This is a genomic window from Pseudomonas sp. NPDC090203 (assembly GCF_044746765.1).
GTDB lineage: Bacteria > Pseudomonadota > Gammaproteobacteria > Pseudomonadales > Pseudomonadaceae > Aquipseudomonas > Aquipseudomonas putida_AD.
The window spans coordinates 325,727-349,229 of the sequence record NZ_JBIVCV010000001.1 but is presented as its reverse complement, the minus strand read 5'-3'; the positions used below and the strand labels follow the sequence as shown (position 1 = coordinate 349,229).

The following is a 23,503-nucleotide window of genomic DNA, read 5'->3' as shown; positions in this document are numbered from 1 at the left end:
TGTCAGAAGACTGGGCGTTGTCGGGCGTCCAGTTGTGTGCGCATTCATCCTGCGCGACCAGTGCTCTGTGGCCTGGTTCTAAAAAGCGACGCGACGGTGTTCATGTTTCGAATTGCTTTATCGCCTCCTGCTTGCTCACCACGTCGCCGTACTTGCTGTCGATGTCGAACAGGTTGGCTTCGTGGGGATCGGGGTGGCGGTCGCCGACGCATTCGCGCACTACGATGGTCCGAAAGCCATGCTGCACGGCATCCACGGCGGTGGCGCGAACGCAGCCGCTGGTGGAGCATCCGGCCAGCACCACGGTGTCGATGCCCTGAGCGTGCAGCATCGATGCCAACGAGGTGCCGAAGAACGAGCTGGCGTATTGTTTGCTGATGACCACTTCTTCAGGCAGCGGCAACACTTCCTCACAGAACGCTGCCAGCGGATTGCCCTCGACCATGTCCTTCATGACCGGCGCCTTTTTCACCCACATGCCGCCGTCGGCGAAATGCCCGGCGTGGTAGCGGATGTTGGTGTGCACCACCGGGATGCCCCGCGCGCGGGCCGAGGCCAGCAGTGCGACGCTTTCGGCCACTGCACTGACCACCCCGGGTGCGAACAGCGGCGCACCTGGCTGGGTGTAGCCTTGCATGAAGTCGATCATCAGCAGGGCAGGTTTCTTGCCGAAGCCGATGCGATTGCCCCAGACGCCCTGGTAGTTGGCGTCGGCGCTTTGGTGTTCAGTCATTGCGTTCTCCTTTGGAAGCACGGCTTGGCATCTGGTCTGAAATCTGGTGGACATCTGTAGGAGCGCGCTTGCCCGCGATGGCTATCTACCTGACACCTCTGTGCTGGCTGTCACGGCCCTGTCGCGGGCAAGCGCGCTCCTACAAAGCATTTCGATATGGCACTAATTCAGTGGCGAACCGAGAAAATCCCCAAACGCCGCAAAGAACCCCGGCAGGTCGTCCCACGGAATCATGTGCCCGGCGTTTTCCACGCGGGCGATCAGAATCTGCGGTTGCAACTGTCGGATTTCGGCTTCGTCTTCTGCCTGAATCACGCCACCGCGACCAGCGACGATCAGCAGGGCAGGGACCGGCAGTTTCGGCAGGTCCTGATGGAAATCCACTTCATGGAAATCGCTGAAGGCGCGCACGATGGCTGGCTCGTAACAGGTGTGCAGCCATTCGGCGCGCAATTGCAGTTGCTCGTCGGTCCAGGTCGGGCAGAACGCACGCATGTCGTCGGCGCTCATGCCTTGTTGCGCCTGGCGAATCGAATCGACGTACCACGGCAGCTTCGACGGGTAGTCGCGGCGGCCCGGGCCTGACACCGGTGGGTCGATCAGCACCAGGCTTTTCAGGCCTTTGGCATTACGCACCGAGGTTCGCGCGGCGAAACGCGCCCCCATGGAATGCCCCACCAGGTGATAGCTCTCGATGCCCATGGCGGCAGCAAGGGCGCTGATGTCATCGGCGCAGGCATCGACGCTGTAGTCCAGGTCCGGCCCCGTGGAAGACAGGCCGCGCCCCCGTGCATCCAGCACGTAGGTGTCGAAATGCTGCCCCAGATGCTCGGCGACAAAGCCCCAGGTGATCGCCGGGCTGGTGATGCCGGGGATCAGGATCAGTGCCGGTTTGTCAGCGTGACGGGCACCGCCGTAGCGCAGGTAATGCTGGCGAATGCCGTTGGCCGCCACGTTGCCGCCGTGGATGAAAGTGCTCACGCCGCCACCCCCGTTTTCAGTTCCTGGCCGTAAAGGTCGTAGCCGTAGACCCAGGCCGGGTCTTCCTGGGTGCGCAGCCAGGTGTTGGCGTTGGACACAGCCTGCACGCGGGAGGCTCGCTCCTTGCGGTTGGCTTCGTAGAGTTCGAAGGCGGTGCGGTAATCGCTGGTGCCGGTTTCCTGCAGGCAGCGGGTCAGCATGGCGGCGTCTTCGATGGCCATGCCGGCGCCCTGGGCCATGTGCGGCTTCATCGGGTGGCAGGCGTCCCCCAGCAGCACCAGACGACCACGACTCCACAGCGGCAGCGGGTTACGGTTGAGCAACGGCCACTTGGTCACGCTCTCGGTGGATTCGATCAGCGCCTGCACCGTGGGGTGATACCCGGCGAAGGCCTCATACATTTCTTCCTGACTGCTATCGACGAAGTTGCCCTGGAAGTCCCACGCCGCATGAGGCACGCCGGTGACGTAGTAGTACTCATCGCGCTTGCCGGTGGTGTGGTAGACCATCATGTGACGGTCCTCGCTCCACCATTTAACGCAGTTCTCGAAATCCAGGTTGTACTTGGTCAGCACTTCGCTGCGGATCAGTGCGCGGTGGGCGACCCAGCCGCTGTACAGCGGTTTTTCGAAACCGAGCAGTTCTTCGCGAATCTTCGAGTTGATGCCATCGGCGCCGATCACGATGTCGGCGTCGGCGTGGGTGCCGTCGGCGAAATTCAGGCGCACGCCGTTATCGCGTTCCTCAAGGGTGGTCAGGCACTTGCTGAAGTGCACGCTGCCTGGCGCCAGGGTCGACATCTGCAGTGCGTGCAGGTCGCCACGGTGAACGGTGATGTAGGCCGCCCCGTATTCCTTGCGTGAGAACTCGCCCAGTGCAATGCGCGACATGTAGTCACCGGTGGCGCCATCGCGGCTGAACCAGAAGTCGGGGTGCGAGCCCATGTCGCTCAGGCGCTGCTCGATGCCCATGCGGCGGAAGATCTTCATGATGTTCGGGCCCATGTGGATCCCCGCACCAATGCGCGAGAACTCCGGGGCCTGTTCATAGATATCGACTGTGAAGCCGGCCTGCTGCAACAGCGTGGCGGCGGCAGCCCCCCCGAGACCTGCTCCGACGATGGCGATTTTTTGCGTGGTTGGCATGGCGCACTTCCTTCGTGTTTCGTGAATCTTCGGTAAGGGTCTGACGATCGAGCGTAGTCACTCATTCGCGTTTTTAAAGTGTATACGCTGAAAAAATTAAAAGTGAACTGCTTTTTGAAAAATAACTGTGCGACGTCGTAAATGGGTATGTCACCCACGGTAACCCTTTAATTAGTGGGATTGTGTGTATGGGTAACAAACTGGCTTGGGTATTGCAGTCGATCTGAATTTGATGTCTGATCGTATTTAATGAGTGTGTACGCTTTAAAAATTGCACTAATCTGAAGCGCGATGCCTTTCGATGGTGCGTCTGGCGAGATGCCTGATGCCCCGCCTCAAACGCCAGGAGAAAAGAAATGCCGGTAAGCGATTGCGAATTGACCCAGATGTTCGAGCACGTGCTGACACTGTCGAAAGTGGACGCGACCCAGAGCGTGGCGGTGCTCAAGAGCCACTACTCCGATGCGCGCACCGTGCGTGCGGCGATGGAGGCGGCGCAGCGCCTGGGGGCCAAGGTGTACGCGGTGGAACTGCCGTCGTTCAACCATCCCAAGGCCATGGGCAATGACATGACCGCCTACTGCGGTGACACCGCGCTGACCGGCAATCTCGCCGCGCAACGGGCGCTGGAAGCGGCGGACCTGATCGTTGACACCATGATGCTGCTGCACTCACCCGAGCAGGAGCAGATCCTCAAGACCGGCACGCGGATCCTGCTGGCGGTCGAACCCCCGGAAGTGCTGGCGCGCATGCTGCCGACGGTGGCCGACAAGGAGCGGGTGCTGGCGGCCGAGCAGGTGTTGAAGGCGGCGCGTTCGATCCATGTGAAGTCACGGGCGGGCAGTGATTTCCGCGCGCAGCTTGGGCAATATCCGTCAGTCACCGAGTACGGTTTCGCCGACGAGCCGGGGCGTTGGGATCACTGGCCCAGCGGCTTTCTGTTCTCCTGGCCGAACGAGGAAACCGCCGAGGGCACGCTGGTGATCAACGTCGGCGACATCGTGCTGCCGTTCAAGAACTACTCCCGGGAGCGCATCACTCTGGAGATCGAAAAGGGCTTCATCACCGGCATCCACGGGGGCTTCGAGGCCGAGTACCTGCGCGACTACATGAAGTATTTCAATGATCCTGAGGTGTACGGCATTTCCCACATCGGCTGGGGTTTGCAGCCTCGCGCCCAGTGGACGGCCATGGGCCTGCACGACAAGAACGACGGCATGTGCATGGACGCCCGGGCGTTCTACGGCAACTTCCTGTTCTCCACCGGCCCGAACACCGAAGTCGGCGGCACCCGCAAGACGCCATGCCACCTGGATATCCCGTTGCGGCATTGCGATATCTATCTGGATGATACGGCGGTGGTGGTGGGCGGGGATGTGGTGGCGCCCGAGGCCTCAAAAGCCTGAGGCATATCCCTGTAGGAGCGCGCTTGCCCGCGACCGCGGTGTGTCAGGTAAATCATCGCCGTTTGACACACCGCTGTCGCGGGCAAGCGCGCTCCTACAGGGCAATCGAGATTCCCCTGCAAGCCCGCAACCGTTAATGTACCGCCCATGTTAAAGCCGCCGAACGAGCCACCCGTGTCCACTGACAACCCCTCCAACAATAATGCGTCCTACACCTTCTCCGAGCAGGTCGGCCACCTGCTGCGCAAGGCTTATCAGCGGCACCTGGCGATCTTCCAGCAGAACGTCGGCGATTCGCAGCTCACCGCCGTGCAGTTCGTCACCCTCTGCGCACTGCGCGATCACGGCCCCAGCTCGCAGACCGAACTGGTCAAGGCCACTGCGGTGGATCAGGCCACCATTCGCGGGATCGTCGACCGGCTCAAGGCGCGCGACCTGATCAGCCTCGATCCCGACCCGCAGGACCGGCGCAAAGTCATCTGCAGCCTGACCGACAGCGGCCTGCAACTGGTGCAGGAAACCGTGCCCCGCGCGGCGCAGATCAGCGAACTGACCCTGAGCCGCCTCAACCCGGCCGAGCGGGTGGCGGTGTTGTTTCTGTTGCGCAAGTTGATCGACGAACCCGAAGAATAAAGCCTACGCCCCGTAGCAGCACGGCTTGCCGGCGGGGGCGGTGTATCCGTGACGAATCAGTCGCCTGACACGACGCCCCCGCCGGCAAGCCGTGCTGCTACGGATAAGGCGCGGGTAATCATTCCATCGGCACAAACTCCCGTTTCCTACATCCATTTCCCCACTGGCACGCTTCCTGCTCTCTTTTCATGAAGTAACCACTTCATCAAAAGCCAGAGACGGGCGGTAACACATGGGGAAGGCGATATGAGCGAGCCGCTGGCGGGGGAGAGGACCGTCGCGCTGAGGGTCAACGGTCAGACCGCGACGGTCACGGCGATGGCGGACACGCCGCTGCTGCTGATCCTGCGCAATGACCTGCAGCTCAACGGCCCCAAATACGGCTGCGGCCTTGGGGAGTGCGGCGCGTGCACGGTGATCGTCGATGGGGTCGCCGCACGTTCCTGCGTGTTCCCCCTGGCCGGCGCCGAAGGTCGGGACATCACCACCCTTGAAGGCATCGGCTCGCGCCAGTGCCCCCACCCGGTGCAACAGGCGTTCATCGACGAGCAGGCCGCGCAATGCGGCTACTGCATGAACGGCATGATCATGACCGCCAAGGCCTTGCTCGACCGCAACCCGCATCCCAGCGAGGCCGAGGTCCGCAACGAACTCTCGGCCAACCTCTGCCGTTGCGGCACCCACATCGAAATCCTGCGCGCGGTCATGCGGGCCGCCCGTCACCCGCTTTGAACCGGATGCACTCATGACCCAGACCACGCCCACTCGCGATTCCTTCCTGGCCAAAGACGGCGTGCTGCTCATCGTCGACGACATCCTGCCGCCCTCCGGCCCCGTCGCCAAAGGTGGCACGCCCACGGTCAAGCCCAAGGAACTGGGGCTGTTCATCGCCATCGATCAGGACAGTTCGGTGTATGCCTTCAACGGTCACGTCGATCTGGGCACCGGGATTCGCACCTCCCTGGCGCAGATCGTCGCTGAAGAGCTGGACCTTGGGATGGATCAGGTGACCATGATTCTGGGCGACACCGAGCGCGCGCCGAATCAGGGCGCGACCATCGCCAGCGCCACCCTGCAAATTTCCGCGATCCCGCTGCGCAATGCCGCCGCCGAGGCGCGCCGCTATCTATCGCAGGCGGCGGCGCAACGCTGGGCGCTGGACGCGGCCTCCCTGGTGATTGAACGCGGCACGATCAAGGCACCGGACGGACGCCACTGCCGATTTGGCGAGTTGCTGACGGGCGAGCATATCGAGTTGCGCATCTCCGGCAACGCACCGCTCAAACGGCTTGAAGACTACAAGCTGGTGGGCACCGTCGCCCCCCGCGTGGACATTCCGGCCAAGGCGACCGGCGAATTGACCTACGTTCACGACATGCGCCTGCCCAACATGCTCCACGGCCGGGTCGTACGCCCGCCCTACGCCGGATATGACACGGGAGCGTTCGTGGGCACCAGCCTGCTGGAGGTGGACGAGTCGTCCATCGCTCACATCCCCGGCATCGTCAAAGTGGTGGTGCTGGGGGATTTCATCGGCGTGGTGGCGATGCGCGAAGAGCAGGCGGCCAAGGCTGCGAAGGAGCTGAAAGTCAGTTGGAAGCCATGGCAGCATCAATTGCCGGACATGAGCGATGTAGAGCAGGCCATTCGCGACAACCCGAGCATCAAGCGGGTGGTGCTGGACAAAGGCGATGTCGATGCGGCACTGGCCGGTGCCAGCGAGCGGATGACGCGCACCTATCTGTGGCCCTACCAGCTTCACGGCTCCATCGGACCCTCCTGTGGGTTGGCGGACTACACGCCTGACGGCATTCGCGTCTGGTCCGGCTCGCAAAACCCACACATGCTGCGGGTGGATCTGGCCTGGCTGCTGGAATACCCCGAAGAGCGGATCGAGATCATTCGCATGGAGGCCGCCGGTTGTTACGGGCGCAACTGTGCGGACGATGTGTGCGCCGACGCGGTGTTGCTGTCCCGTGCCGTGGGCTTGCCGGTCAGGGTGCAACTGACCCGCGAGCAGGAGCACGCGTGGGAGCCCAAGGGCACGGCGCAATTGATGGAAGTCGATGGCGGCATCAATGCCGACGGCGGTATTGCCGGTTATGACTTCACCACCAGCTATCCGTCCAACAACTCGCCGACCCTGGCGCTGCTGCTGACCGGGCGGGTCGAGCCGGTGCCGGTGATGTTCGAAATGGGCGACCGCACCTCGATCCCGCCCTATGACATCGAGCACATGCGCGTGGCCATCAACGACATGGCGCCCATCGTCCGTGCCTCGTGGATGCGCGGCGTGTCGGCGTTGCCCAACACCTTTGCCCATGAGTCCTACATCGACGAACTGGCGTTTGCCGCCGGGGTCGATCCGGTTGAATACCGCCTGCGTTACCTGCACGACGAGCGCGCCGCCGAACTGGTGCGCTCCACCGCTGCGCGGGCCGACTGGTCGCCCCGGACACAGCCGATGCAGATCCCCGAACAAGACGGCGTGTTGCGCGGGCGCGGGTTCGCCTACGCCCGTTACATTCACAGCAAGTTTCCGGGCTTTGGTGCGGCGTGGGCGGCGTGGGTGGCCGATGTGGCGGTGGACAAGCACACCGGCGATGTCTCGGTGACGCGGGTGGTGATCGGCCACGATGCCGGGATGATGGTCAACCCGGCCGGGGTGCAGCACCAGATTCACGGCAACGTCATCCAGTCCACCAGTCGCGTGCTCAAGGAGCAGGTGACGTTCGAGGAATCGACCATCGCCAGCAAGGAGTGGGGCGGCTACCCGATCCTGACTTTCCCGCAGGTGCCCAAGGTCGATGTCATGATGATGCCGCGCCAGGCCGAGCCGCCCATGGGCGCGGGTGAGTCGGCGTCGGTGCCCAGTGCGGCGGCCATCGCCAACGCGATCTATGACGCCACCGGCATTCGTTTTCGCGAGTTGCCGATCACGGCGGAGCGGGTGTTGGCGGCATTGAAGAATGCCGGTGACGAGTCCAACGCCAACCCGCCCGAGTCACCCAAAGCCAGGCGTTCGAAATGGCTGTTCGGCTCGTTGTTCGCAGCCTTCGGGGCGGTGCTGGGCATGGCGGCAACGGCATTGCCCTGGCGCGCCGAAATCGCCCCGATCACGCCGCCCGCCGCAGGCACCTGGTCGGCGGCGACCCTGGAGCGCGGCCGTTTGCTGGCGTCGGCCGGGGATTGCGCGGTGTGCCATACGGCGCCCGGCGGAGTGAAAAATGCCGGCGGCCTGGCAATGCAGACGCCGTTTGGTACCCTTTACAGCAGCAACATCACCCCGGACCCGGAGACCGGCATCGGCAACTGGTCCTATCCTGCCTTCGAACGGGCGATGCGTGACGGGATCAGTCGTGATGGCAAACACCTGTACCCGGCATTTCCCTACACGGCGTTTCGCAATATCGACGATGCCGACATGCAGGCGCTGTATGCCTACCTGATGTCCCAGGCGCCGGTCAGGCAGGTGCAGCCGGCCAATGACATGCAGTTCCCGTTCAACATGCGGCCCTTGATGGCGGGCTGGAACGCGTTGTTTCTGCGCAAGGGCGAGGTGCAGTCCAGGCCTGAACAGAGTGCGCAGTGGAATCGCGGGCAGTACCTGGTCAACGGGCTGGGGCACTGCGCAGCGTGTCATTCGCCGCGCAATTTCATGGGCGCGGAAAAGGGCGGCACTTCGTTTCTGGCCGGCGGCATGGTCGATGGCTGGGAGGCGCCGGCGCTCAACAGCCTGTCGAAGTCGCCGACGCCCTGGACTGAAGACCAGCTGTTCAACTACCTGAGCACCGGTTATTCCGACGCCCATGGCGTGGCGGCGGGGCCAATGGGACCGGTGGTGTCCGAGTTGTCGAAGCTGCCCAAGTCGGATGTGCGGGCGATGACAGTGTATCTGGCGTCGCTCAATGATTCGGCGCAGGCGGCACCGCAGACGGCAACAACGGTACAGCCAGTTGTTTCTGCGCAGTCCTTGAGCAACGGCCGGCGGGTGTTCGAGGGTTCATGCCAGGGCTGTCACGCCGACGGCGCAGGGCCGAAGCTGTTTGGCGTCAGCCCGTCGCTCGCCAGCAACTCCAATGTGCACAGCGCATTGCCGGATAATCTCATCAAAGTGATCCAGCAGGGCATCGCCAACCCGGCCACGCGGGATCTGGGTTACATGCCGGGATTCAAGGACAGCCTGAGCGATACGCAGATCAGCGACCTGGCCGCCTACCTGCGCAGCCGCTTCGCGCCGAATGAGCCGCAGTGGACGGGATTGCCGGAAAAAGTCGCGTACCTGAAAGCCAATCCCGGTACTCATTGACTACCACAATCCCCGTAGCAGCACGGCTTGCCGGCGGGTGCGGTGTGTCTGCGACGAAAATGTTGTCTGACACACCGCTCCCGCCGGCAAGCCGTGCTGCTACGGAAGTGATTCGCTCGCAGGCACCACCCGCACCCCGCGCACCACCAGATCCTGAATGAACGCCAGCCAATCCTGGCGCTGTCCCTGGCCGCCCATGTCCTGGCCCAGAAACGAGGTCAGGGTGTGCAGGTTGGAGTTATAGAAATAGCAGAGCGATGCGATCATCAGGTAGACGTGCTTGAGGTCGACGTCACTGCGAAACAGGCCCTGCTGCTGGCCGGCCTCGATGATCGGCTTGAGCACGCCCACCGCTTCTCCCGACAGGCGGCGCAGCTCGCTGGACTGCTTGGCGTGCTTGCCCTTGTGCAGGTTTTCGATGCTGAGGATGGCGACGAATTCCGGATGCCTGACGTAGTAGTCCCAGACGAACGCCACCAGTTGCCGCAGGGTTTCGACGGGCGTGGCGGGGTCGAGTTGCAGCTGGCTTTCGGCCTGGTTGAACTGCTCGTAGGTGTGCTCCAGCACTTTGACGAAGAGTTTTTCCTTGCTGCCGAAGTAGTAGTAGATCATCCGGTCGTTGGACTCGGCCTCGGCGGAAATCTTCTCGATACGCCCGCCCGAATAGCCATCGCGGGTAAAGACCGTGATGGCCGCCTTGAGGATGCGCGCCCGGGTTTCTTCGGCTTGCTGGGCGCGGACGCCAGTGTTCTTGCTCATGGCGATCAGAGGATTCGGTACAGCAGGCGTTCGACCCGCACGCGGCTGACCCGGCGCAGGAAGGTCCGCACGCCCAGCGGGTACTCACTCAGGGTATCGAGCTCATCGAACTTGCCGACGCGGTGGGTGTTGCGCATCAACAGCGCAAGCTCGCCAGCGCGCGGCTCGAGCCATTCGCCCTTGGGGTCGTCGATCAGCACGGCGTTTTCCAGATCCAGCTGGAAGGCGCGGGGGTTGAGGTTGTTGCCGGTGAGCAAGGTATAGCGCTCGTCCGACCACAGGCCCTTGAGGTGGAACGTGTTGTCGCCGTCCTTCCACAAATGAATGTTCAGGTCGTGCCTGGCCACCGAATTCTGGTGCTTCTGCATGAAGCGGCGCAGGCTGATTTCGTACAGGTACGGCAGCGCGGAAATGACCTTGAACGGCTCCTGGGGCGGGATGAAGAAGTCGTTGGCGGTCTTGTCGCCAATGATGATGTCGACCTTGACCCCACGCTTGAGCGCCCGGTTGATCTCGCGCTTGACCACCAGCGGCATGTTGAAATACGGCGTGCACAGGGTCAATTGATGGCGGGTGGCGGCGATCAGGTCGCACAGCACTTTGCTCAGCGGGTTCTTGTTGCCGATGCCCAGCAGCGGGATCAGGCGCATTTCACCGTTTTCCCGCACGCCTTCGTTGATGTCGTAGCTGGCGCGCTTGAGGCGCTGGCGGAACTGGCGGATTTCCCCGCGAATGCTGCGCGAGGCCGGCGGGGAGGGCAGGTCCAGGCGATGCACGGCGTCAGATGGCAGGATCTGTTCACGCACCAGGCGCAGGAACGAGTCGGCCAGCTCACGATTTTCCAGCAACTGGTAGCGATCCAGGCGGTATTTGCCCAGCTTGTGCAGGTAGACGTTGTTGATGCTGGCACCGGTGTAGATCACGCAGTCATCGATGATGCTGCCCTTCAAGTGCAGCACGCCGAACAGCTCGCGGGTCTGCACCGGCACGCCATAGATCGGCACTTCGTGCTCGTGCTCGAGGTTCTGCGCCTGGTACCACGCCGAGTTGCCCGCCTGTTTGCCGGCACCGATCAGGCCCCGCTGGGCGCGGAACCAGTCCACCAGTACGACGATTTCCAGCGCCGGGTTGGCAGCCTTGGCAGCGTACAGCGCGTCGAGGATTTCCTGGCCGGCTTCGTCCTGCTGCAGGTACAGGGCAACGATGCAGATGCGCCGGGTCGCCTGGGCGATCTTCTCCAGCAACACGCGCCGATAGTCGGCCGCGCCCGGCAGAAGGGTGATGGCCTGGCTGGACGATTCAAAGCCGCGCAGCGCTGCAAGGGTAGAGCGTCGGAAGGGAGCCCGCATAAGCCTCTCGATGGGTCGAATCAACAGCGCACGAGCTTACACCAGAGTGCGCCTATTGGTGCCTTTGGCAGCAGCTTCGTTGAGTTGTTCAGCGGATTTTCAGGAAAAGGCCGGCCCACTCTCGACTGTAGGAGCGCGCTTGCCCGCGATTGCGGTGTGCCTGCGACAATTGTTTTGCCTACACACCGCTGTCGCGGGCAAGCGCGCTCCTACGAGGGACATCTGTCTCTAGACCTTCAACACCAGCTTGCCGTTGTTCTCGCCTTTGAACAGCATCTGCAGCGTTTCCGGAAAGGTCTCCAGCCCTTCAACCACATGCTCTTTGCTCTTCAACTTGCCCTGAGCCAGCCAGCCGGCCATTTCCATGCCCGCGCGGCCAAAGTGCTCGGCGTGATCCATGACCACGAAGCCTTCCATGCGCGCACGGTTGACGAGCAGCGACAGGTAGTTGGCCGGTCCCTTGACGGCTTCCTTGTTGTTGTACTGGCTGATTGCACCGCAGATCACCACCCGTGCCTTGAGCGCCAGGCGGGTGAGCACGGCGTCGAGGATGTCGCCGCCGACGTTGTCGAAAAATACATCGACGCCTTTCGGGCATTCGCGCTTGAGGGCGGCGTGGATGTCTTCGCTCTTGTAATCGATGGCGCCGTCGAAGCCGAATTCCTCGATCAACGTTTTGCATTTGTCCTGGCCGCCGGCAATGCCAATCACGCGGCAGCCCTTGATCCTGGCGATCTGCCCGGCAACGCTGCCCACGGCGCCCGCCGCACCGGAAATCACCACGGTGTCACCGGCTTTTGGCTGGCCGATTTCCAGCAGGGCGAAATACGCCGACATGCCGGTCATGCCCAGTGCCGCCAGATATACCGGCAGCGGCAGCAGCTTGGGATCGACTTTGTGAAAGCCTTTCGGCTCGCCAACGAAGTAATCCTGAACCCCCAGAACACCCTGAACGTAATCGCCCACGGCGAATTTCGGGTTGTGCGACTCAACGACCTTGCCCACACCCAGCGCGCGCATCACCGCACCCAGTTCGACTGGCGCAATGTAGGACTTGCCTTCGTTCATCCAGCCGCGCATGGCCGGGTCCAGCGAGAGGTATTCGCTCTTGACCACGATCTGGCCGTCCGTGGCTTGCCCGACAGGTGCGGTCTGGAAAGTGAAATCATCGCGGCTGGCAGTGCCAACCGGACGGCGGGCCAGGAGGAATTGGCGATTGTTCAGGGCGGTCATGGCAGGTTCCTGGATGAATAGGGAAACGCCAGTGATAGACCGCCAATGCCATTACGGCAAGCAATGACTGTTCTACGAATGCGCGTCGATAGAGTTCGATGATGCGCACCTCGGGCAACATCACCACAACCGATGATGATGCAAACGCCCGTTTGATAGTGCTGACGGCCGCCTCCAGCCCATGACTAAACTGCCCTCCATACCCGTACGCGCTGCGTATTCCAACAATAAAGGACGACTCCATGAGCATGACGTTTGCAGGCAAAGTGGCCCTGGTCACCGGCGCTGCCGCAGGGATTGGCCGCGCCACGGCGCTGGCCTTCGCCGGACAGGGTTTGAAAGTGCTGGCGGTGGATCTGGACAGCGATGGCGGGGAGCAGACCGCCGAGCTGATTCGCCAGGCCGGTGGTGAGGCGCTGTTCCTGCGCTGCGACGTGACCCGCGAGGCCGAAGTCCGGCAAATGGTGAGCGACGCCGTGCAGGCCTATGGCCGGGTCGATTATGCGTTCAACAATGCCGGGATCGAGATCGAGAAGGGCAAGCTGGCCGAGGGCAGCGAGGCAGAGTTCGACGCGATCATGGGCGTGAACGTCAAGGGCGTATGGCTGTGCATGAAATATCAGTTGCCGGTGATGCTGGCCCAGGGCGGTGGCGCCATCGTCAACACCGCCTCGGTGGCGGGCCTGGGGGCGGCGCCGAAGATGAGCATCTATGCGGCGTCCAAGCACGCGGTGATCGGCCTGACCAAATCAGCGGCCATCGAGTACGCCAAGAAGCAGATTCGCGTTAACGCAGTGTGTCCGGCGGTGATCGACACCGACATGTTCCGCCGCGCCCACGAGGCCGATCCGCGCAAGGCCGAGTTCGCCGCGACCATGCACCCGGTAGGGCGCATCGGCAAAGTCGAGGAAATCGCCAGCGCGGTGTTGTACCTGTGCAGCGATGGCGCGGCTTTCACCACCGGGCATTCGCTGGCGGTGGATGGCGGCGTAACGGCGTTTTGATCTTGTCGCTAAAGGTTACCGGCGGCGGCGCCTATGAGATCGCCCCGCCGGCAAGCCGTGCTGCTACGGGATGTGAGGTGAGGCGGATTTTGTGAGCGCACCGGGCCCCCGTAGCAGCCTGGCTTGCCAGCGGGAGCGATCTTGAGCGGGGCGCCGAATTCTGGCACTCCAACCCTCAGGCATCCAGCGCCTTGAGCAAGGTCTTGCCGGTGTCGAGCAACTCGGCCGTCAACTCCTCATCCTTGACCGCCCGCGACAACCCGATCGCCCCCACCAGCGCGCACATCGCCAGCAGCGCCTGTGAGCGCTTCTTCGCCGGCTGTTTACTGTTCGTCAGCGAGGTAATGACGGCCAGTTCATTCTGCAATTCCCGAGTGTAGAGTTCACGGATCGGGTCACTGCTGCGCGCGACGTCATTCATGACTGCGGCCAGGGCGCAGCCGGATCCGGGATCATTCAGGTGGCGTTCGCTCAAGTAGCTTTCCACCAGATCGCTCAGGGTCAGCGTGGACTCGGGGGCGGTGTACTTTTCCAGCGCCTTGGTGCGTTTGTCGAAGGCGCATTGCAGCGCTTCCTCCACCAGTTTCTCCCTGGATTCGAAATGCTTGTAGAAGCCGCCGCCGGTCCGGCCTGCTTCCTTCATCAAGTCCGCAACACCGATGCCGTTCAGGCCAACCTCGCGAAAACGCTCGGCCGCCAGATTGACGATATGGTCATGGATGATGGCTTTGTCTGCCTGCGAGCGCGACATGGGGAGGTCTCCGGTAATCACTTTTCACCACAATATGGTGAGCGATCATACGCCAAATGACGATAGATAAAATTTTAATTTGGAGTGTGGACGAAATCTTAAATAAGAGTATGGTTGTAATCCATAACGTTCTGGCAGGTGCCAGGCGTCGATCCCACCCATCCCACTCGATGCAGTGAAAGGAGCAATCATGACGGTCAAAGGCAAAACCATTCTGGTCACCGGCGGCAACAGCGGCATTGGCCTGGCCACCGCCCGGCTGCTGCTGGAAAACGGCGCACGCGTGGCGATCACCGGCCGTGATCAGGCCAAGCTCGATTCCGCCGTGGCCGAACTGGGCGGCGATGTACTGGGCATTCGTGCCGACGTGAACAACCTGGCCGACATCGAAGTGGTGGTGAAGGCGCTGGGTGATGCGTTTGGCACCCTGGATGTGGTCTTCGCCAACGCCGGTATCTCTGGCGCCACGCCACTGGGCAACACCACGCTTGAGGCGTTCGAATCGATCGTGCGCACCAACCTTACGTCGGTGTTCTTTACCGTGCAGGGCGTGTTGTCGCTGCTCAAGGAGGGCAGTGCGGTGATCCTCAACGGCTCGGTGATGCGCGAACTGGGCTCGCCCGGCTCCTCGGCGTATTCGGCCACCAAAGGGGCGATCACCTCGATGGCCAAGGTCTTCGCCTCGGAACTGGCACCCAAGGGCATCCGGGTCAACACGGTCATTCCCGGCGCGACCCGCACGCCGATCTGGAGCCGCGGCTCACGGGCCGGCGCGACCATCGACGCCACTGAAAAAGCCATGTCGCCGCGCATTCCGATGGGACGCTTCTCCGATCCCGCAGAGCTGGCCCAGGCCGTGATGTTCCTGGCGTCTGACGCCTCCAGCGGCATGACCGCCGCCGAAATCGTGGTCGATGGCGGCAACATCGGCGCGCCATGGGGGATTCCGCTGTTTCGCGGATGATCGCCCACTTCTCCGTGCTCGCCCGCTGTTCTGTAGGAGCGCGCTTGCCCGCGACCGCGGTGTGTCTGTGATAACTGTCTCGCCTGACACACCGCCGTCGCGGGCAAGCGCGCTCCTACAGTACCCATCGCTCCCACGTTAATCAGCTAAGCTGCTGTGGCTGCTTATCTTCAGGGAGCTCTGATGGATCACCTGTGGTTCGCCTATCCCCTCGTCAGCGCATCTGTGCTGCTGGTCATCGATCTGGTGCTCTGGCAATGGATGCACCCCCGGCTATTACGGCGCAAGCTGGTCTGCCGGCTGGTGCTGTTCGTGCTGTTCAGCATGGCGTTGCTCGATGGCGGGCTGAGCCCCCTTTATCAGGTGCCGGTGGAATGGTCGGTGCCGCGTCATGTGTTGGCCACCATCCTGACCATCGCCTGGTGGCTGTTCGGTGCCCGCACGCTGACCGTGCTGGTGGTGGTCGTCATGGAGCCGCGCATCGGTGGCAAAGGCCATCTGTTGCAGGACGTGATGGGCGCCATCATCTTCCTGGTAGCGGCAGTGGCGGCGGCAGGCTACGTGCTGGACCTGCCGGTCAAGGGCCTGCTGGCGACGTCGGGCGCGGTGGCGATCATCTTCGGTCTGGCGGTCCAGAGCACCCTGGGCGACGTGTTTTCCGGCATCGTGCTCAACGCCACCAAGCCGTTCCGGGTCGATGACTGGATTCGCGTCGACGACATCGAAGGCAAAGTCATCGAGATCGACTGGCGCTCGACCCACCTGCTGACCTCCGAAGGCAGCATGGCGGTGATCCCCAACGCCATGGCGGCCAAGACCCGAATCGTCAACTTCAGCCGCCCCGATCACTTTCATTCCGTCAGCCTGACCATCGAATTGCCGACCCGCCTGCGCCCGAGCCTGGTGCTCGACTCGCTGGACAAGGCCATTCTCGGCTGTCGGGAGCTGCTGGCGCAGCCCAAGGCGTCGGCGGTGGTGGTCAAATCCGGCCTGCGCAGCGTCGAGTACGAAGTCACCGGCTACGTGAAGTCCCGCGACCGCCGCTCCGCCGTGCGCAACCAGCTCTACGACCTGATTCACCGGCAACTGGCGTCCGCCGAAACACGGCTGGATCAGTCCCGAGCCGCCACGCGGCAATCAGCGGTGCTCAACACCGTCGGCGCGTTGCGCATGCTCAGCGACGAAGACCGCGCCCAGCTTGAACAGCACATGCGCCTGGGATCTTATGCGGCAAAGGACGTGGTGCTGGCCGAGGGGGTGGTGCCGGATGCGCTGTTCATTATCGAGTCCGGGGTGATGTCGGTGTCGATCCAGCGTCCGGACGGCTGGGTGGAAGTAGGGCGCATGGGGCCGGGCGAGGTGTTTGGCGAGACCGGATTCGTCGACGGCACACCCACGGTCGGCCGGTTTTGCGCCTACACCGATTGCATGATCTACCGCATCGACAAGGCCGACCTCGAGCCCTGGCTGCAAGAGCACGGTGAGATGATCGGTGCGCTGGCGGGGCTGGCGAAATTCCGCAGCAAGGCCCGGGCGGCGATGCTCGAAACCAAACCGGTCATCACCGACCCGAGCGGCTTCATGAGCTGGCTGCGCAAGAGCGTCACGCGGTTCCAGATCAATCGAGGGCCAGGGCCGACTGACAAGATGAGTTGAAAATGCCTACGCCATCGACGCCAGTTTGTGCGCGAGGCTTCAGGCATATCCGACCAGCCGCAGCGCAAAGAGCGACTGGATTCGATCAAGGGAGTGCTCTAAATTGCCGGTTCATTCAAAAGCCAGCCGAGTTGTCCAAATGTCTGTTGCCCGCCCGACTCTCAATCCCCACGTCCTGCGCGCTGGCGATGCCGTTGCCCTGGTGACGCCTGCCGGCCCGGTGGCCGAAGCCCGGGTGCAAGCGGCGGTGCGTGAACTGACCGCATGGGGGCTCAAACCTCGGATTTATCCCCACGCGCTGGATGCCGAACACTACCTGGCGGGCAGTGACGCGAACCGCGCAGCGGACCTGAACGACGCGCTGGCCGACCCGGAGATTCGCGCCGTGCTGTGCAACCGCGGCGGTTACGGCGTGCAGCGGATCATCGAACACCTGGACTACGACGCCGTGCGCCGGGATCCGAAGCTGGTGGTCGGGTTTTCCGATATCACCGCGCTGCACGCCGCGCTCTGGTCCCGTACCGGGCTGGTCACGGTCCACGGTCCGGTGGCTGCACAACTCGAACGTGGCGGTCTGTTCGCCAGCACCCTGAAACACGCGCTGATGAGCACCGAGCCGATGGTGGTGCTCGCCGATCAGGCCGAGCCGACCTTCAGCGTGCGCACCTCGGGTGTCGCCGAAGGCACATTGCTGGGCGGCAACCTGAGCATGCTCAGTACCTGCGTCGGCACGCCGTTCATGCCGAACCTTGAAGGCGCGATCCTGCTGATCGAAGACGTGGGCGAACTGGCCTATCGCGTCGACCGGTTACTAACCCACCTGGGCAATTGCGGGATTCTCAAGCAGCTGGCGGGCATTGCCGTCGGCCAGTTCAGCGAGCCAGGGCATGGCAACAATGCAATTCGGCCGCCTGAAGTGCTGATGGAGCGCCTTGGTGGCCTGGGCATTCCCGTGCTGGGTGGCCTGTCCATCGGTCATGGTGACCGCAACCACGCTGTGGCGTTGGGCAGCCACGCGGTACTCGATGCGGATACAGGAACGCTCACCGTGGCTCCGGCCACGCGATAACCGGTCTTTGCACGAGCGTTACCGGCGCACATATGTCACCTGAAGGCGGGGTTTCGCCCCGCTGTGGCGCGTTACCTTTCGTCGCATTGGAGCGTGGATTTCGGCGTTTTCAGTTCGCCTGTCCCTGCTGAAGATTCTGGAAGCGCCGATAACCATTCTGGAAGCGACGTTGGCGTAGCTATTTGCCATTATTCCGACGTCAAAAGCTTGTTTTGCCGCGATCCCGTTGCGAATCTGCACGAAAATTGAATGGTCATGCGAAAGAACATGGCCTCCGTGTGTGCGCCTTTTTGCTGTGACTGGGGATGATCCTATGATTTCGGCCGTGCAATCGCGTTTTGCCAACTTGGGAATGGCAAAGAAACTGGGGATCGGATTCTTTCTCGTTCTATTGCTCACTGCGCTGGTCGCCGCCATCGGCGTCTGGTCGCTGCGCTCGATCAGCGTGCACTTCGACAGCCTCAAGGAGATGACCGCGCTCAACTCGGGGCTCAATCGCGTACGGTTGCTGGAGCAGGCGTTCGCCTTGCACGGTGACCCCAAGGTGGTCGATGAACTGCACACCGGGCTGGACGGTTTGAATGCTCAGGCCGAACAGCTCAAATCCACGTCGGCGGTCAACCAGCAGTTGATGGGGCAGGTCCAGCTGTCGCTTGCGGCCTACCGCAAATCCTTCGATGAATTCGTCAGCATCAGCCAGAGCAAGGACCTGGCCCTGGACATGGCCAGTTGGTCGGTCTCCAGCGTTGCCAACAACCTTGACGTCCTGCAGGCAGGGCTTGCGGACGACGGCGCCTACGGCCTCAAGGATTCCCAGGGGCAACAGGGTGGTGAGTTCATCGAGCAATCGACCAAGGTCAGCCAGATTTCCAAACTGATGATGCAGGCCATGGACGAGGCGCGGGTGCGTCTGGACAAGAGCCGCAAGACGGCCTCCGGCGATGAGGCCAATAGCGGCAAGATCGAACAGGCGGTGCAGGCCAAGGAACTGGCTGAAGAGCTCAAAGGGGTGATCAAGGACGCCGGTTACCTCACCGTGCTGACCGAGGTCAGCGGGCACATCACCAACTTCGGCGAGAAACTGGACGAATACACCGGGCTTCTGGCGAACGAGGCCAAGGTCTCGCAGACCCTGGCAACCAACGCCAGGGCCGTGGTGGATCAGGTCAACCAGGCGTATGACGCCGAGGATCAGTCGATGCTGGGCGAGCTGTCGGCCAACTCGCTGAAGATCATCGGCTCCTCGATCATGGCGCTGGTGGTCGGCCTGATCGCATCCATCGTCATCACGCGGATCATCGTTGCGCCCCTGCGCACTGTCATCGCCACTGCCCAGCGAATCGCGTCGGGTGACCTGAGCGGCACTGTGCAGGTGACCCGCAAGGACGAGATCGGCCAGTTGATGCAGGCCATGCAGCAGATGGGCGCGGGCTTGAGCGGCATCGTCAGCGGATTGCAGGCCGGTATAGAGCAGTTGGCAACGTCCGCCCATTCGCTCTCGGCGGTCACCGAGCAGACCAACCTGGAAGTCAGCAGCCAGAAGGAAGAAACCGAGCAAGTGGCCACGGCCATGAACCAGATGACCGCCACGGTCCACGACGTGGCGCGCAACGCCGAAGAAGCGGCCCAGGCCGCACAGACCGCCGACAGCAAGGTAGACAGCGGTCAGGCCGTGGTGCGCCAGAGCATGCAGCGCATCGAGCAGTTGGCGACATCGTCCAGTTCGGCGAGCCACAGCATCGAGGACCTGAGCGATGAGATCCAGAACATCGGCAAGGTGCTGGGGGTTATCAAGAGCGTGGCCGAACAGACCAACCTGCTGGCGCTGAACGCCGCCATCGAAGCCGCGCGGGCGGGCGAGCAGGGCAGGGGCTTTGCGGTGGTGGCCGATGAAGTGCGGGCGCTGGCCAAGCGCACCCAACAGTCCACCGAAGAAATCGAACGCCTGGTGACCCGCCTGCAAAGCGGCGCCCAGGCCTCGGTGGCGCAGATCCAGAGCAGCGGCGAGCTGGTCAAGCTGGCGGTCAGTGATGCCCTGCAAACCGAAAGTGCGCTGGGCAGCATCGCGGCGGCCGTGTCACTGATTCAGCAGATGAACCAGCAGATCGCCGCCGCAGCGGAGGAGCAAAGCTCTGTAGCCGAAGAGATCAACCGCAGCGTGACCAGTATTCGCGCCAGCGCCGATCAGTCGGCACTGGCCATGCAGGGCAATGCCGCTTCGAGTATCCAGCTGGCATCGCTGGGTATGGAGTTGAAGGGCATGGTGGGGCATTTCAGGCTGTAACCCAAACCCCTCGTAGCAGCACGGCTTGCCGGCGGGAGCGATGCATGAATTCGTCGAGCGGCAGTTATTTGCGATAGTTCAGAATCAACAACGTCAACACCCCCGCCACGATCCCCCAGAACGCCGAGCCGATGGAGAACAGCGTCAGCCCCGACGCTGTCACCATGAAGGTAATCAGCGCCGCTTCACGCTCCTTCGGCTCGTTCATCGCAACCGTCAGGCCATTGATGATCGAGCCGAACAGCGCCAGCGCTGCGATCGACAGCACCAACTCCCTGGGAAACGCGGCGAACAGCGCAGCCAGTGTGGCGCCGAAGATCCCGGCAATGGCGTAGAAAATCCCGCACCAGATCGCTGCCGTGTAGCGTTTGTTGCGGTCTTCGTGGGCGTGCGGCCCGGTGCAGATCGCGGCACTGATGGCGGCCAGGGTAATGCCGTGGGCACCGAAGGGCGCGGTGATCAGCGAGATCAGTCCGGTGGCGGTAATCAGCGGAGAAGCCGGCACGTCATAATGGTCAGCGCGCAGGACCGCCATGCCCGGCATGTTCTGCGATGTCATCGCCACCACGAACAGCGGAATGCCAATGCTGATGGTTGCCCCCAGGGAGAACGACGGCGTGGTCCAGACCGGCACTGCCACCTCAAGGGTGAAACCGCTGAAATTCAGCATGCCGAGCATGGCCGACAGCGCAACGCCCACCAACAGGGTCACCAGTACGGCATAGCGCGGCGAGAAGCGTTTGACGATCAGATAGGTGAAAAACATGCTCAGCACCAGGCCCGTGCGGTGCTGCGCGGCGACGAAGATTTCGCTGCCGATCTTGAACAGAATCCCGGCCAGCAAGGCTGCGGCCAACGAGGTGGGCAGGCGCTTGACCAATTTTTCGAAGCTGCCGGTGATCCCGCAGATGAACACCAGGATCGCGCTGGTGATGAATGCGCCGATGGCTTCGGGATAGGCAACGTGCCCCAGGCTTGCAATCAGCAAGGCCGCGCCCGGCGTCGACCACGCCACACTGACCGGTGCACGGTATTTCAGTGACAGGCCGATGCTGCACACCGCCATGCCCATGAACAGCGCCCATATCCAGGAAGAAATCTGCGCCGACGTCAGCCCCGCCGCCTGACCGGCCTGGAAGATCAACACCAGCGAACTGGTCACGCCAGTCATCATGGCGATAAAGCCCGCGACAATGGCCGAGGCCGAAGTGTCGCTCAACGGGCGCAGCGGTGTATGGGTCACGTCAGTCATGCGGTCTATCCTTGGAACGGCCAATTCTCAGATCAGCAAGCCTATACGCAGTTGTCACATTTCGTTGCGATACAGCCACAAACGTTATGGTCGGCACAGTTTCCATCAGGCGGGGCACCTCAGAGATCCTCGACGCCGGCAAGCCGGACTGCTACCGCCATAGCTGACCCCAATCCCGTAGGAGCGCGCTTGCCCGCGATGGCGATCTTGCGCACGCCCCCGCCGGCAAGCCGTGCTGATACGGGTCGGTGTTGTGCTTTAGACGACCAGGGATCAACCGCGATTCAGCGTCTTGCCCAGCACCTGATTCACTGCCAGCCACCCATCCACCGCCTCCCGCCCGGCCTCGGCGAACACCCGTTGCAACAGCTTCACCTGCTCACGACGCAACGACTCCTCAAGCTTCGCGCCCTCGCCAGTCAACTCCAGCAGCCGCTTGCGCTTGTCATCCTCGGGCGTCACGCTGCGCACCAACTCCATCTCCAGCAACTGGCGCAGCGGCGTGTTCAGCGCCTGCTTGCTCACCCCAAGTACCCCCAGCAGTTCCTTCACGCTCAAGCCCGGATATCGCGCAATGAAAAACACGATGCGCTGATGCACGCGGCTCAAGCCTCGCCGGTCGAGCATTTCATCGGCCTTTGCAGTGAACGCCTGGTAGCCGAAGAAAAAGGCCTCCATGGCGATTTGTTGCGTCGATGAATTTTTAAGGTCAAGCATATTGACGTATCCGGGCAAGTCGTCGTAATTTCGGTCAAACAGTTTGACCTATTTCCAACGATGTCTGCCAGCGGTGATCTCATGGCTTTTTCCGAACGCGTCACCCGTTTGAAGAGTTCCTTGATTCGCGAAATCCTGGCCGCTGCCCAGCGCCCGGAAATGATGTCCTTCGCCGGCGGCCTGCCCGCCGAATCGATGCTGCCCCACAGCGAGTGGGCCGACATGCCGCGCAGCATCGGCCAATACGGCATGAGCGAAGGCGAGCCGCAGCTGCGAGAGGCCGTTGCCGAGCAGGCGCGGGCGCTGGGTATCTCCTGTGAAGCCAGCCAGGTGATGATCGTCAGCGGCTCGCAACAGACGCTGGATCTGGCCGCCAAGCTGTACATCGACAAAGGCACGGAGATTCTTCTGGAAGGGCCGACCTACCTCGCGGCGTTGCAGATTTTCCAGCTGTTCGGGGCCAATTGCCTGACCGTTCCGCTGCAGGCCGAAGGACCGGATCTGGACGTCCTGCGCCAGCGTCTGCAGCAGCACAAGCCCTCATTTGCCTACCTGATCCCCACCTTCCAGAATCCTTCGGCCGTGCGTTACAGCGAGGCTGCCCGGGACGCGGTCGCAGCTCTGCTGGACGAATACGGCGTGACGTTGATCGAAGACGAACCCTATCGCGAGCTGACCTTCGACGGCGGCAGCGCGCGCCCCATTGTCAGCCGCCTGAAAAGTGCCAGCTGGATCTACACCGGCACCGTATCGAAAACCCTGATGCCGGGGCTGCGGGTGGGCTATTTGATCGCCTCCCACGACCTGTTCCCGCACCTGCTGAAACTCAAGCAGTCCGCCGACCTGCATACCAACCGGGTCGGTCAGTGGCAGGCGTTGCAGTGGATCGGCAGCGAGCGCTACAACCAGCACCTGCTGGAACTGCGCGGCTTCTACCGAACCCGGCGCGATCAGTTCGAAGCGGCTTTGCAACGCCACTTCAGTGATCTGGCCGAATGGAACAGCCCCCAGGGTGGCTTGTTCTTCTGGCTGACACTGCGCAACAAGCTCGACACCCGCACCTTGCTCGACCGGGCACTGGCGCAAAACGTGGCCTTCATGCCCGGTGAGCCGTTCTTCACCGATCCCGAGGCGAACCCCGGGTATTTGCGGCTGAATTTCAGCCACATCGATCCGGCCCGGCTGGACGAAGGCCTCAAGCGGCTGGCGGCAGTCATTCGTGAAGCACAGACTGACATGGCAGCCTGATACAGTATTG

The 23,503-nt window shown here is 62.5% G+C and carries 19 protein-coding genes and 1 pseudogene; 11 read left to right on the top strand and 9 right to left on the bottom strand.

Annotation, left to right across the window (positions count from 1 at the left end):
• Positions 1-100: 100 nt before the first annotated feature.
• From ACIPO9_RS01555 to ACIPO9_RS01545, 3 genes are all read right to left on the bottom strand, one after another.
• Positions 101-733 carry an N-carbamoylsarcosine amidohydrolase gene (locus tag ACIPO9_RS01555; RefSeq protein ID WP_400778460.1) on the bottom strand — a complete coding sequence of 211 codons (633 nt, stop codon included), beginning with the start codon at positions 731-733 and terminating at the stop codon, positions 101-103.
• 162 nt (positions 734-895) lie between these two features.
• Positions 896-1,714, bottom strand: a complete 819-nt coding sequence (locus ACIPO9_RS01550; RefSeq protein WP_400778458.1) for an alpha/beta fold hydrolase — start codon at positions 1,712-1,714, stop codon at positions 896-898.
• Complete coding sequence (locus ACIPO9_RS01545) at positions 1,711-2,859, bottom strand: FAD-dependent monooxygenase (RefSeq protein ID WP_400778455.1); 1,149 nt, start codon at positions 2,857-2,859, stop codon at positions 1,711-1,713. Before ACIPO9_RS01545 ends, ACIPO9_RS01550 begins: the two co-directional genes overlap by 4 nt.
• A gap of 356 nt (positions 2,860-3,215) precedes the next feature.
• Here ACIPO9_RS01545 and ACIPO9_RS01540 point away from each other — a divergent pair, with 356 nt between their 5' ends.
• The 4 genes from ACIPO9_RS01540 (at position 3,216) to ACIPO9_RS01525 (ending at position 9,207) form a co-directional block, all read left to right on the top strand.
• Entirely contained in the window at positions 3,216-4,265 is a 1,050-nt protein-coding gene (locus ACIPO9_RS01540) for a 2,5-dihydroxypyridine 5,6-dioxygenase (RefSeq protein WP_400778454.1), read from the top strand.
• Positions 4,266-4,412: 147 nt separating this feature from the next.
• A complete protein-coding gene (locus ACIPO9_RS01535; protein ID WP_400778451.1) occupies positions 4,413-4,898 on the top strand; it encodes a MarR family winged helix-turn-helix transcriptional regulator in 486 nt (161 codons plus the stop codon).
• Between the two features lie 246 nt (positions 4,899-5,144).
• Complete coding sequence (locus tag ACIPO9_RS01530) at positions 5,145-5,630, top strand: (2Fe-2S)-binding protein (RefSeq protein WP_400778448.1); 486 nt, start codon at positions 5,145-5,147, stop codon at positions 5,628-5,630.
• 13 nt (positions 5,631-5,643) lie between these two features.
• Positions 5,644-9,207: a molybdopterin cofactor-binding domain-containing protein gene (locus tag ACIPO9_RS01525; RefSeq protein ID WP_400778445.1), complete on the top strand. Its 3,564-nt coding sequence runs from the start codon at positions 5,644-5,646 to the stop codon at positions 9,205-9,207.
• Between the two features lie 99 nt (positions 9,208-9,306).
• Here the strand turns inward: ACIPO9_RS01525 and ACIPO9_RS01520 are convergent, their stop codons facing one another.
• The 3 genes from ACIPO9_RS01520 to ACIPO9_RS01510 form a co-directional block, all read right to left on the bottom strand.
• The gene (locus ACIPO9_RS01520) at positions 9,307-9,966 is read right to left on the bottom strand and encodes a TetR family transcriptional regulator (protein WP_400778443.1); all 660 of its coding nucleotides are present in this window, start codon (positions 9,964-9,966) and stop codon (positions 9,307-9,309) included.
• A gap of 5 nt (positions 9,967-9,971) precedes the next feature.
• Entirely contained in the window at positions 9,972-11,315 is a 1,344-nt protein-coding gene (gene pssA, locus ACIPO9_RS01515; RefSeq protein ID WP_400778440.1) for a CDP-diacylglycerol--serine O-phosphatidyltransferase, read from the bottom strand.
• A gap of 228 nt (positions 11,316-11,543) precedes the next feature.
• Positions 11,544-12,548, bottom strand: coding sequence for an NADP-dependent oxidoreductase (locus tag ACIPO9_RS01510; RefSeq protein WP_400778438.1), 1,005 nt, complete (start codon positions 12,546-12,548; stop codon positions 11,544-11,546).
• Positions 12,549-12,790: 242 nt separating this feature from the next.
• Between ACIPO9_RS01510 and ACIPO9_RS01505 the strand changes: the two genes are divergently transcribed.
• Positions 12,791-13,552, top strand: a complete 762-nt coding sequence (locus ACIPO9_RS01505) for an SDR family oxidoreductase (protein ID WP_400778436.1) — start codon at positions 12,791-12,793, stop codon at positions 13,550-13,552.
• Positions 13,553-13,727: 175 nt separating this feature from the next.
• Here the strand turns inward: ACIPO9_RS01505 and ACIPO9_RS01500 are convergent, their stop codons facing one another.
• Positions 13,728-14,303 carry a TetR/AcrR family transcriptional regulator gene (locus ACIPO9_RS01500; RefSeq protein ID WP_400778433.1) on the bottom strand — a complete coding sequence of 192 codons (576 nt, stop codon included), beginning with the start codon at positions 14,301-14,303 and terminating at the stop codon, positions 13,728-13,730.
• Between the two features lie 190 nt (positions 14,304-14,493).
• Between ACIPO9_RS01500 and ACIPO9_RS01495 the strand changes: the two genes are divergently transcribed.
• The 5 genes and pseudogenes from ACIPO9_RS01495 (at position 14,494) to ACIPO9_RS01475 (ending at position 20,276) form a co-directional block, all read left to right on the top strand.
• Positions 14,494-15,267: an SDR family oxidoreductase gene (locus ACIPO9_RS01495; protein WP_400778430.1), complete on the top strand. Its 774-nt coding sequence runs from the start codon at positions 14,494-14,496 to the stop codon at positions 15,265-15,267.
• A gap of 183 nt (positions 15,268-15,450) precedes the next feature.
• The gene (locus ACIPO9_RS01490) at positions 15,451-16,923 is read left to right on the top strand and encodes a mechanosensitive ion channel domain-containing protein (RefSeq protein ID WP_400778428.1); all 1,473 of its coding nucleotides are present in this window, start codon (positions 15,451-15,453) and stop codon (positions 16,921-16,923) included.
• 139 nt (positions 16,924-17,062) lie between these two features.
• On the top strand, positions 17,063-17,992 hold the full coding sequence (locus ACIPO9_RS01485; RefSeq protein WP_400778425.1) for an LD-carboxypeptidase: 930 nt from the start codon (positions 17,063-17,065) through the stop codon (positions 17,990-17,992).
• Positions 17,993-18,305: 313 nt separating this feature from the next.
• Positions 18,306-19,415 (top strand): annotated as a pseudogene (locus tag ACIPO9_RS01480) (HAMP domain-containing protein); the annotation flags it as partial.
• Positions 19,395-20,276, top strand: a complete 882-nt coding sequence (locus tag ACIPO9_RS01475; protein ID WP_400605148.1) for a methyl-accepting chemotaxis protein — start codon at positions 19,395-19,397, stop codon at positions 20,274-20,276. The pseudogene ACIPO9_RS01480 and the gene ACIPO9_RS01475, both read left to right, overlap by 21 nt.
• A 64-nt stretch (positions 20,277-20,340) precedes the next feature.
• Here the strand turns inward: ACIPO9_RS01475 and ACIPO9_RS01470 are convergent, their stop codons facing one another.
• Both ACIPO9_RS01470 and ACIPO9_RS01465 read right to left on the bottom strand, forming a co-directional pair.
• Positions 20,341-21,528, bottom strand: a complete 1,188-nt coding sequence (locus tag ACIPO9_RS01470; RefSeq protein WP_400778423.1) for a benzoate/H(+) symporter BenE family transporter — start codon at positions 21,526-21,528, stop codon at positions 20,341-20,343.
• Positions 21,529-21,801: 273 nt separating this feature from the next.
• Positions 21,802-22,245, bottom strand: a complete 444-nt coding sequence (locus ACIPO9_RS01465; protein ID WP_400778420.1) for a MarR family transcriptional regulator — start codon at positions 22,243-22,245, stop codon at positions 21,802-21,804.
• A gap of 81 nt (positions 22,246-22,326) precedes the next feature.
• On the opposite strand from ACIPO9_RS01465, the gene ACIPO9_RS01460 reads away from it, so the two are divergent.
• Entirely contained in the window at positions 22,327-23,493 is a 1,167-nt protein-coding gene (locus ACIPO9_RS01460) for a PLP-dependent aminotransferase family protein (protein ID WP_400778418.1), read from the top strand.
• Positions 23,494-23,503 lie beyond the last annotated feature (10 nt).

Bases quoted from the DNA above. Each gene is read 5' to 3' on its own strand.
- ACIPO9_RS01525 (WP_400778445.1), top strand. From the start codon at position 5,644: ATGACCCAGACCACGCCCACTCGCGATTCCTTCCTGGCCAAAGACGGC.
- ACIPO9_RS01465 (WP_400778420.1), bottom strand. From the start codon at position 22,245: ATGCTTGACCTTAAAAATTCATCGACGCAACAAATCGCCATGGAGGCC.
- ACIPO9_RS01535 (WP_400778451.1), top strand. From the start codon at position 4,413: ATGTTAAAGCCGCCGAACGAGCCACCCGTGTCCACTGACAACCCCTCC.
- ACIPO9_RS01475 (WP_400605148.1), top strand. From the start codon at position 19,395: ATGCAGGCCATGCAGCAGATGGGCGCGGGCTTGAGCGGCATCGTCAGC.
- ACIPO9_RS01520 (WP_400778443.1), bottom strand. From the start codon at position 9,966: ATGAGCAAGAACACTGGCGTCCGCGCCCAGCAAGCCGAAGAAACCCGG.
- ACIPO9_RS01530 (WP_400778448.1), top strand. From the start codon at position 5,145: ATGAGCGAGCCGCTGGCGGGGGAGAGGACCGTCGCGCTGAGGGTCAAC.
- ACIPO9_RS01485 (WP_400778425.1), top strand. From the start codon at position 17,063: ATGTCTGTTGCCCGCCCGACTCTCAATCCCCACGTCCTGCGCGCTGGC.
- ACIPO9_RS01470 (WP_400778423.1), bottom strand. From the start codon at position 21,528: ATGACTGACGTGACCCATACACCGCTGCGCCCGTTGAGCGACACTTCG.
- ACIPO9_RS01510 (WP_400778438.1), bottom strand. From the start codon at position 12,548: ATGACCGCCCTGAACAATCGCCAATTCCTCCTGGCCCGCCGTCCGGTT.
- pssA (WP_400778440.1), bottom strand. From the start codon at position 11,315: ATGCGGGCTCCCTTCCGACGCTCTACCCTTGCAGCGCTGCGCGGCTTT.
- ACIPO9_RS01545 (WP_400778455.1), bottom strand. From the start codon at position 2,859: ATGCCAACCACGCAAAAAATCGCCATCGTCGGAGCAGGTCTCGGGGGG.
- ACIPO9_RS01495 (WP_400778430.1), top strand. From the start codon at position 14,494: ATGACGGTCAAAGGCAAAACCATTCTGGTCACCGGCGGCAACAGCGGC.
- ACIPO9_RS01505 (WP_400778436.1), top strand. From the start codon at position 12,791: ATGAGCATGACGTTTGCAGGCAAAGTGGCCCTGGTCACCGGCGCTGCC.
- ACIPO9_RS01540 (WP_400778454.1), top strand. From the start codon at position 3,216: ATGCCGGTAAGCGATTGCGAATTGACCCAGATGTTCGAGCACGTGCTG.
- ACIPO9_RS01500 (WP_400778433.1), bottom strand. From the start codon at position 14,303: ATGTCGCGCTCGCAGGCAGACAAAGCCATCATCCATGACCATATCGTC.
- ACIPO9_RS01460 (WP_400778418.1), top strand. From the start codon at position 22,327: ATGGCTTTTTCCGAACGCGTCACCCGTTTGAAGAGTTCCTTGATTCGC.
- ACIPO9_RS01555 (WP_400778460.1), bottom strand. From the start codon at position 733: ATGACTGAACACCAAAGCGCCGACGCCAACTACCAGGGCGTCTGGGGC.
- ACIPO9_RS01490 (WP_400778428.1), top strand. From the start codon at position 15,451: ATGGATCACCTGTGGTTCGCCTATCCCCTCGTCAGCGCATCTGTGCTG.